The organism is Pedobacter sp. 05L430 (genome assembly GCF_056397585.1).
Genome location: NZ_JBFTNT010000162.1, coordinates 1 through 9,152, shown reverse-complemented (window position 1 = coordinate 9,152; position 9,152 = coordinate 1). Strand labels below are relative to the sequence as shown.

At 36.6% G+C, this 9,152-nt stretch carries 9 protein-coding genes and 1 tRNA gene; 9 read left to right on the top strand and 1 reads right to left on the bottom strand.

The window, feature by feature from the left end:
* The 4 genes from AC1DG9_RS18045 to AC1DG9_RS18030 all read left to right on the top strand — a co-directional run.
* Positions 1 to 482: DNA translocase FtsK (locus tag AC1DG9_RS18045; RefSeq protein WP_477634992.1), on the top strand; the 482-nt coding region annotated here is incomplete at its 5' end.
* A gap of 9 nt (positions 483 to 491) precedes the next feature.
* A complete protein-coding gene (lolA1, locus tag AC1DG9_RS18040; protein WP_337715308.1) occupies positions 492 to 1,142 on the top strand; it encodes an outer membrane lipoprotein periplasmic chaperone LolA1 in 651 nt (216 codons plus the stop codon).
* 59 nt (positions 1,143 to 1,201) lie between these two features.
* Positions 1,202 to 1,966 (top strand): MBL fold metallo-hydrolase, encoded by a 765-nt coding sequence (locus tag AC1DG9_RS18035; RefSeq protein ID WP_337715306.1) that lies wholly within the window; start codon positions 1,202 to 1,204, stop codon positions 1,964 to 1,966.
* 20 nt (positions 1,967 to 1,986) lie between these two features.
* Positions 1,987 to 2,070 (top strand) — tRNA-Leu (locus AC1DG9_RS18030).
* Between the two features lie 133 nt (positions 2,071 to 2,203).
* Here the strand turns inward: AC1DG9_RS18030 and AC1DG9_RS18025 are convergent.
* Positions 2,204 to 3,919 carry a recombinase family protein gene (locus tag AC1DG9_RS18025; RefSeq protein ID WP_477611744.1) on the bottom strand — a complete coding sequence of 572 codons (1,716 nt, stop codon included), beginning with the start codon at positions 3,917 to 3,919 and terminating at the stop codon, positions 2,204 to 2,206.
* A gap of 463 nt (positions 3,920 to 4,382) precedes the next feature.
* Between AC1DG9_RS18025 and AC1DG9_RS18020 the strand changes: the two genes are divergently transcribed.
* Genes AC1DG9_RS18020 through AC1DG9_RS18000 form a run of 5 tightly spaced genes read left to right on the top strand, consistent with a single transcriptional unit; the run spans position 4,383 to position 9,079 of the window.
* Entirely contained in the window at positions 4,383 to 5,258 is an 876-nt protein-coding gene (locus tag AC1DG9_RS18020; protein ID WP_337715302.1) for a macro domain-containing protein, read from the top strand.
* A 23-nt stretch (positions 5,259 to 5,281) separates the two neighbouring features.
* Positions 5,282 to 5,839: a TIR domain-containing protein gene (locus tag AC1DG9_RS18015; protein ID WP_477611743.1), complete on the top strand. Its 558-nt coding sequence runs from the start codon at positions 5,282 to 5,284 to the stop codon at positions 5,837 to 5,839.
* 15 nt (positions 5,840 to 5,854) lie between these two features.
* Positions 5,855 to 6,637 (top strand): DUF2971 domain-containing protein, encoded by a 783-nt coding sequence (locus AC1DG9_RS18010; protein ID WP_337715297.1) that lies wholly within the window; start codon positions 5,855 to 5,857, stop codon positions 6,635 to 6,637.
* 15 nt (positions 6,638 to 6,652) lie between these two features.
* Positions 6,653 to 8,626 (top strand): DUF4365 domain-containing protein, encoded by a 1,974-nt coding sequence (locus AC1DG9_RS18005; RefSeq protein ID WP_337715296.1) that lies wholly within the window; start codon positions 6,653 to 6,655, stop codon positions 8,624 to 8,626.
* 27 nt (positions 8,627 to 8,653) lie between these two features.
* Entirely contained in the window at positions 8,654 to 9,079 is a 426-nt protein-coding gene (locus AC1DG9_RS18000) for a hypothetical protein (RefSeq protein ID WP_337715294.1), read from the top strand.
* Positions 9,080 to 9,152 lie beyond the last annotated feature (73 nt).

The following is a 9,152-nucleotide window of genomic DNA, read 5'->3' as shown; positions in this document are numbered from 1 at the left end:
GGGTATTGTCTAAGATAGATTCAAGAACTATTTTGGATAGCGGTGGTGCAGATCAGCTAATTGGTAGGGGGGATATGCTATTGTCTACCGGAAATGACCTGATCAGGTTGCAGTGTGCATTTGTTGATACACCGGAGGTTGATAGGATCTCTGAATTTATCGGTGTTCAGCGTGGTTATCCGGAAGCTTATCAGCTGCCAGAATATATCGATGAGGCAGCAGAGTCAGCTAAGCTTGATTTTGATCCGAACGATAGGGATTCTATGTTCGAAGATGCCGCCAGATTAATTGTTATGCATCAGCAAGGTTCTACATCTTTAATACAAAGAAAATTAAAGCTTGGTTATAATAGAGCAGGCCGTATTATTGACCAACTAGAGGCTGCAGGAGTGGTTGGCCCATTTGAAGGAAGTAAGGCAAGAGAAGTTTTAATACCTGATGATTACGCTTTGGAACAGTTCTTGAATGAGCTTAATAAATAATTAAAGAACATGATGAAGAAGATAGTGTTGTTGATGTTTGTGTTGGGAGTTACCTTGTCCTCTTACGCTCAAACCGATGCCAAGGCGAAAGCCATATTGGCAGAGGTAAGTAAAAAATATCGTTTATACGATGTTGTTAAAGCCGATTTCACTTTTACTGTAGATAATCAGCAAGCAAAAATTAAAGAAACGCAGCAAGGCACATTGTATGCAAAGGCCAGTGCCAATAAATACAAGGTTGCCATGACTAGCCAGGATTTAATAAGTGATGGTAAAAGCCAGTGGACTTATTTGAAGGATGATAAAGAAGTACAACTTACGAATGTTGACAACAGTGATGATGTGATAAACCCCGCAAAGATTTTTACACTTTACGAAAAAGGGTATAAGTACTTATATACAGGAGATAGTAAGGTTGGTGGCAAGGTTTATCAAATGATCGACCTATCGCCTATAGATACTAAAAAGTCTTTTTTCAAGATCCGATTAAGTATTGATAAGGTAGCTAAGCAGATTTCCAATGTGCTGATCTTTGATAAGAATGGAAGCAAGTATGCTTATTCTATAAAATCTTTTGTGCCTAATGTTAAGGTCCCCGAATCTACATTTGCTTTTGATGCTAAGAAGTATCCGGGTGTAGAGGTGGTAGACTTGAGGTAAGATTGTATTTTTTTAACAATTTTTTCTAAGTTTGGTGGTATGACAGTAACTCCTCTATTTTGAAGATCACGATTTTAGGAACAGGTACTTCGCAGGGTATTCCTGTTATCGCATGTAATTGCATAGTTTGTCGGTCTGCCGATCATAAGGATAAGCGTTTAAGGGTATCAGTTCTGATAGAAACGGGGGATAGAACCATTGTTATTGATAGTGGACCGGATTTCAGATACCAGATGCTTAGGGCAAATGTTAAAGATCTGGATGCTATTTTGTTTACCCACGAACATAAAGATCATGTTGCTGGCTTAGACGACATCAGACCATTTAATTATCTGCTGAAAAAGAATATAGAGATATATGCAACAGAACGTGTTCAGCATGCTTTAAAAAAGGAATTTTCTTACATTTTCGCTGAAGCACACTATCCGGGGTTACCACAAATTGATTTAAATACTATAGCTAACGATGCTTTCTCTGTTGGCGAGACAACGATAATCCCTCTTGATATAATGCATTATAAGCTTCCTATTTTGGGATTCCGGATAAATGATTTTGTTTATGTCACGGATGCAAAAACTATTTCTGAAGAAACTATTTCTAAAATTGAAGGCGCTAAAATACTAGTTGTAAATGCTTTGCAAAAAGAGCAGCATATATCTCATTTTACATTAGATGAAGCAATTGACTTTGCCCGGAAGATAGGGGCAAAGGAAACCTATTTTACGCATATAAGCCATAATATGGGGCTTCATCAGGTTGTTGAAAAAGAATTGCCAGATAATATTAAATTAGCCTATGATGGGTTAACATTATATTGCGAATAAATATATATTTGCAGCAAGATACCCGGGTGGCGAAATTGGTAGACGCGCCAGCTTGAGGGGCTGGTGCTGGCAACGGCGTGGCAGTTCGAATCTGCTCTCGGGTACTTAAGGAAACAGCTCTATTGAGTTGTTTCCTTTTTTTATGGCAATAAACATCTGTAAGACAGATTATTAGTGTCTGGCCATTATTAGTTCGATTTTTACTGCGGATAAGACTTAGATTCTTTTAGATATGGTCTAGAATGGTGGTTTATGGTGGTCTCTGCGAAGTTTTGTATTAGTTCGATTTCTACTTATGGTTCTGCTGTTTTCCGTACTTCTAAAATCGTATGTTTTTGCGATACGATATAGAAAGTCCAAAATTATTACAGCGTATGTTTCACTTATCTGGATATTGTTCTTTGCCATTGTTGCAATTGCGAGTTTTACTGGAACTTTTTTCTCTGTAAAGCTCTTTAGTTCAGTATTTAAGCTCAATGCCTCAAATGTATTCACCGGCATTTTGAAAGATAGTATGTTTAATAATGCTCTGTTTAACTGTATAGAAACTGTACCCTTCCTGAAATCGCTGATAGTGGGAGTAATCAGATTTAGAATATATTTTTTGTCAACGATATCGAGTTCAGAATAACTGTGGAATATCTTAGTGAAGGATCTATCTGCTACTTGGAATTGTTTTTCAAGTAACCTTAGTTTCCCCGAATTACTATTTAACTCTATTCCGATATTATTGCTGATTGTCTGATACTCTTTTTTTAATTCTTTAAAGTCATCAAAATCTAGCCTGTCTTCGGCGAACAATTTCCGAACCTTTGAGAGTGCTGATTGCTGCTCTTCGAGCTGCCTGGTTAATAATCTTCTGTTGTTTAAATACTCGATCTTCTGTACACGGATATTTAAATCTTCCATAATAAGCCCAAACAATTCTGTTGTCTCATCTGAAAGCTGTAGTTCTTGCAGTCTCTTGCAATAGCTATCATTTAAAAGTTCCGCTTTTATCCTCATTTTACAGTCGTCCGAGCAATGATAGTATGGATATGCTTTTGTGGAACCTCTTGAAAAACTAGCGCGTAATTTTCTACCGCAGGATGGACAAACCAAGAAACCCTTTAGGAAGAAAAAATTGTTCAGCTCATCGGATTTGCATGTGATTTTCCTTCGGGTATTGATGATTGCTTGAACCTCATTAAATAACGATTCGGAAATCAATGGTTCATGTATTCCCTTAATTAGTTCCTGTGGCCGATCTTTTGCTGATATAGGGATTAGTCCACAGTACACGGGGTTTCGTACCAGCTTCCAGAAGGCAGATCTTGAAGATTTCAATCCCTTTGCAAAGGCCATTCTTCTGACAGTTTCTATAGTGAAGGAATTTTTTGCCAGTTGTTTAAAAGCCCATTTTATGATATCAGCTGCAGGTTGGACATGTACAATTTCTTTTTTTCCGTCAAAAGCCGTGCAGTTTATGAACCCCAAAGGCGCCTTATTTGGGTATCTTCCCATCATTTTTGCCCTTTTAATGCCATTTGATGTATTCAATGATCTTCTGTTATTTTCAGCTTCAGGAATTGATAGATATATGGCAAGCATTACCGTACTCTCAGGTACAGTGAAATCTATAGGTTGGTCGATTGCCATTGCAGTTGTATTGAAATTCCGGAGTATGCCGATCATTTCGTAGGCATATTCAATATTCCTGCTAAATCGGTCCCATTTTACGAAAAGAATGTTGGTCTCTTTTTTTTTCGAATCTTTCTTGACTGCTGTCAATAATTTTTTCCACTCTGGGCGGTTGAAATTCTTCGCTGAAAAATCTTCCTGATAGATGCCAGCAACCTCAATGTTATTAAACTTACAGTGCTTCAGCAAATGGTCTTCCTGCTCAGGAAGGGAGTATCCTTTTCTTTTTTGTTCATCCGTGCTTACGCGGATATATAAGTAAGCTCTTGTCATTTGAACGCTTCCCTTGTTTTTCCAAATATTATGAGTTATTGTTATACTTAACGGTTTCTTTCGGTAAAAAATATCCTTAAATAATTTTGAATAGTAGGATAGGGATAGAGTTTGATTATTTGAAGGATGCGTGATCATGTTACTCAGCCTCAGAAGTTCTTGGTGGGTTTTGTTGCCAATTCAGGCATTATTGCTAGTGTTACCGCGGGATTTGCAATAGCTGAAAGTGCTGTTTTAAGTATTTTTTTTTGCTGACGCTCGGTACGCAGATATTTTGGACTTGAAAGAGGTAATGTATTTTATCGATACGGGGCGTTAAGTGTTTTGTAAGTGCACGATACAACATGTTGTTAAGCGAAATACTTAGTATATTTGTACTGTTGGTATCGTGATTTCTATCTATCGAAGTGATATATTCCAATTGTTAACGGGCATTATCTAAAATCAAACACTTGGAATTAATATGAATTATTTCTGGCAATCCATCAAGACGCGTTCTTATTGGAAATATGCGTTGTTATCTACCGATGCAGTTAAAACTTTTTTTGCTGTTTTAGGTGCAGTTTGGCTGTTGTTTGAAATGATGGATTTTTTCAAGCTTTTTGATCCTGAAAAATTACCAGTCTACAGTTTTTTTATTTTGATTTTTGTTTCATTGGTATTAGTTATTTGCACCAGGAGGCCTATCTCAAGGATAAGATACAAAGTCTCGGGTAAAGATTTGCAAATTGAAGTTAGAATCGGAAACCTCTTTGATTATAAAGGTCAAAAAGTTATCAGTACGAACACAACTTTCGATACAGATATCGCAAATGGTGTAATTGCTGCCGGCAGTTTACAGGGTCAATTTACCAATACATTTTATCCGCAACAGATTCAGGCTTTGGATCAGATTTTGGACAATTCATTAGTGAATATTGCAAGTACCCACTATCCTAAAATAAGTGGAAAGGACAAAAAATATCCTATGGGGACGACTGTAAGAATAAATATTGGCACAGAGATATTTTATTTGCTAGCTATGTCGGATTTGAATTTTAATAATACCGCCCAAACTACGCTGGATAACGTACTCCTTTCTACAAATGAACTTTGGCAATTTATCATTGCAAAAGGTGAAAACGAGCCTATTGTTTTGCCTTTAATCGGAACTGGCCGAGGCCGGATATCTACGAACAGGAAGAATTTAATAGCCCAAATTTCCCAATCGTTTATTAAAGCTTCAGAACAAAATATTTTCAGTAATAAATTAATCGTTGTGATTCATCCTACGGATGTCGAGAACTTCGATATTAATTTGTTTGAAGTAAAAGACCTTTTAAATCACTATTTAGCTTAAACCAATAAACCACAATACAAATTATGGCATATAGAAACGGAACATACGTTGCCTTCCATGCAAATGGAACGAATGTGCCGATAGAATCGGACATTAAATATTATAACCTGATTAAAGCATGGTGCGGTAAGGATGATGACTGTTTTAGTATTGTAAATAGCCATGATAAAACTGCGGCAGTTCGGGATAGCAGTTCAAAGGAAACTTTAAGAGCTAGCCTTAAAGTGCGTTTAAACAATAGTAAAAACATGATTTTGATTATCGGAGATACGACCAATGACGACCTGGACTGGGTACCTTTCGAAATCGAATATGCAGTGGACATTTGCAAAATCCCAATAATTGTTGCTTATCTGGGCGCTGAGGGTATCAGGAATGTACGTGCAATGTCCAGTAAATGGCCACCTGCTTTAACAAAGAGAATTGATAACGGGACGGCTATGTTAATTCATATCCCTTTCAAAAAAGAGCCAATCCATGACGCGGCAAGCTATTTTACGCACAATAATCCTCCAAAAGGTGGATCAGTCGGCATTTATAGCGATGAAGCTTATAAAAGATGGGGTATAGCTATTCAATAAAAGAAAAAAATAAAGATGCTAACTGATACTGAATTTAAACAGTTAGGGGATGAGGGTCTGAAAAAAGTGTTATCAGCTGACCGTCATTTCAAATACGTCAATTTGCACGATGGCTTAGAATACGTGTTAAAGACAAACACCTTTAAATTTACCCATCCAGGCGAATTTAATGATCCTTTTGACTGTAATGAAAAGATGATAGATGTGGTCATTTCACCGCAAATTGAAAAACAATTTATTCTAGAAGCAGGCGCAAAACATGGACTTCCAAGAAAGGAAATCCGTAAACATTTCAATAAGATTGGTGGTAATTCTCATTATCATAAGGTACTTAAGGAGAAAAAGAAGGACTTCAAGGTTAGCTGTTTTTCGGAAATTTCTGATGATGTTTTGATGTGGTCACATTATGCTGATAAACATAAAGGAATGTGTATCGGGTTTGATTTAAATCTCATTTGTCCTGATTATGTACTGTATCCGGTAAATTATATTGATGAAGTTCAGAAGATTGATGGTATGGCGAACACACCATATGTCTTTTATTATTGGGCTACGTTTAAAGCAGCCCGCTGGTCATATGAAAGAGAAATAAGAGCAGTTTCTAAAAATGGAAAATCCATAATAGTCTATCCGAAGGATGCGGTAAGAGAAGTGATTTTCGGATGTAATGTTAAGCAGTCAGAAATAGTAGTAACTATTAAAGCATTAAAGAAATTGCGATATAAAGGTATACTGCTTTCTCAGATGACTATCGATGGCGAGACAATGCAACTGAAAAAAATACCCCTAAAATATTGATTAAGCCCTTTCTGAATGAATAATCCAAAACGCCCAGTAAGTCATGTTCTAGCTACAAAATCTTCAAAATTTCTGGAAGGACATATCCCGAATGATTGGCATTATAATGTACCTAATAATGATTACGGAATTGATTATCAGGTTGAAATTTCCTTAAATGAGCAGGTAACGGGTCTAAATTTTTCAATCCAATTAAAGAGTACAGAAAATACAGAGGTAGGTAACTTTGCTAAAGTCGCACTGAAGAGAACAACGCTAAATTATTATAGGGTTCGCTTGGAGCCCGTAATGTTGATTATCTACGATGCAGATGCTAATGAGGCATATTGGTCGTGGATTAATGATCATGATATAGACTATGCCAAGAACAATAAAACATTTCAGTTTTCGATTTCAAAAACCAATAAACTAAGTGAAATAAACTGGGCGGAGGTAACCGGCCATGTACAGCGCATTTTCAATGCAAAGTCTTTTATAAGTGACTTTGATATTTTGAAAATTGAAGACAACATAGAACTGGCCGCTTGGAAAACATATTACGAAGGCGATTATGAACAAGCAATCTATCTTTTCAGGAGGTTAATTAGCAGTGGAAATACCGAATACAATCTCTATCAGGCGTTAGCTTGGAGTTTATATCAGACTTATCAGTATAATGAAGCGTTAAATACAATCAATCTGTTGCTTGATTTTCGAGAAACAGACAATGGTTTAAAAACAAAAGCCTGCATACTTGCTGAGGCAGGTTTCAGAGAGAATGACAAAGGAAAAATTATTCAGGCCCGAAATCTCTTCAAAAGATTTTCGACGGGCGGAGATAGTGCTTTGATGCTTTTTAATTACGGAAATACACTAAATGCACTTGGCAACTTTAATGAAGCGATTGAGCAGTATAAATTTAGTTTGGCTAAGGAACCGAACCATGCGCAGTGTTGGAAGAATTTGGGAACAACCTATTGTAACTTAGGTCAGCATGACCAGGAAATTTGTTGCTATGATAAGGCGCTTGAAATCGATCCGGACTTACCGCAAGCACTATTTAGCAAAGGCATCACACTGGCACAACACTATAAAAAATATCAGGAGTCACTTGCTTTGTTTCATCATGTTTTGGATGTAGACAATAGTTTGTTTGCTGAATATGTAAATGGTCTGTTTTGGGTTGCATACTGCTATGAACAAATTGGTGATTTGACCAAAGCTTTATTTTGGGTAGACAGGGGATTAAACCACGAGGGCTCAAATCCGTATTTTTTGAATTTTAAATCTAATTTATTGGGAAAGAACTGGCGCCTCAATCCTGAATTAAAAGAAAAGGCAATAGAGTTCTTTGAGTACCGGATCGAACTACAGAATGATTTCCGAAGTTTATATCATTTGATTATTATTCAGGAACATGACTTAGCAGCGGCTTTGAATCTGGTAAAGGATAAGTCAAATTTATATAAAGGACTGGTGTACGAGGAACTGCAGATCATCGGTATTACGCTCGATGATTTATTGGTTATGCTTTTGCAACTGGATTACTATATGGATTTTCGTGTCAAATATCCAACCACACGATATTTGGACCATATTATCTCGCAGCATTTCTCAATCGGCTCCAGTTTCTTCAATTTATTAGATTTGATTTTCGGTATCGCTTTTAACAGAGCCATTGTAGCTTACGGAAAGACTAATGAAGACCTAGCAGTACCAAAGACAATATTAGAAGTAATGCTAGCTTATATGCCAAAATTAGTCCACTTTTTAATTCCGGAAGATGAATATAGTGACATCGCTATTGCGGAAACTATGTTAAAAGCCTTTCAGGGATATATTGATTTAACCTTTCGGGAAATTGGTGCGCAAAGCGGTCATATTACAGTAAATCTGGAACTTAGAAATATTGACCCTTCTGAATATATTACGGATGAGTATAATGATGAACTAGGTGAGCGAATTTATAATTCATTTGTAGATCGCCTTACTGGCGGTATTGTGGAATAGTTAAATTTATTAAAATAAATAATTAGAATGGACGACGAATTTGCAAAGGAGCACGGCTTAATGACTGACAAAGAACTGGCAGATATGGATCAGAGATGGAAAAAAACCGAAGAGGAAGCTCTGAAAAATATGTTGAAGCATTTTGATAGAATCCATGATAAGCTATTCAACTTTAATAATATACTAATCGCAGGATATTTTGCACTTTCCAAGTTAGAAAAGGAAATTTCCCTAGCAACAATTCTTATTCCAATCGCAAATCTTGTGGTATTGCTCTACATCGAATATAAAATGATGGAAAAGAGTCGGTTTGAATCGGAAATCACAAAAAAGCCGCCACATGAAATAGAATTATGGGGTAAGAAGATCGTGAGGACGAATCAGTATTCTTTACTCGCTATCATATCCACRTCAATTGTGTTACTTTTGTTTTTGAGATATTTACTATCCTAAGACATCGATTCAAAAATCACCAGTGTATAGTTTTTAGTGAAAACATACACACATCCTCTATACACTGGTGAAT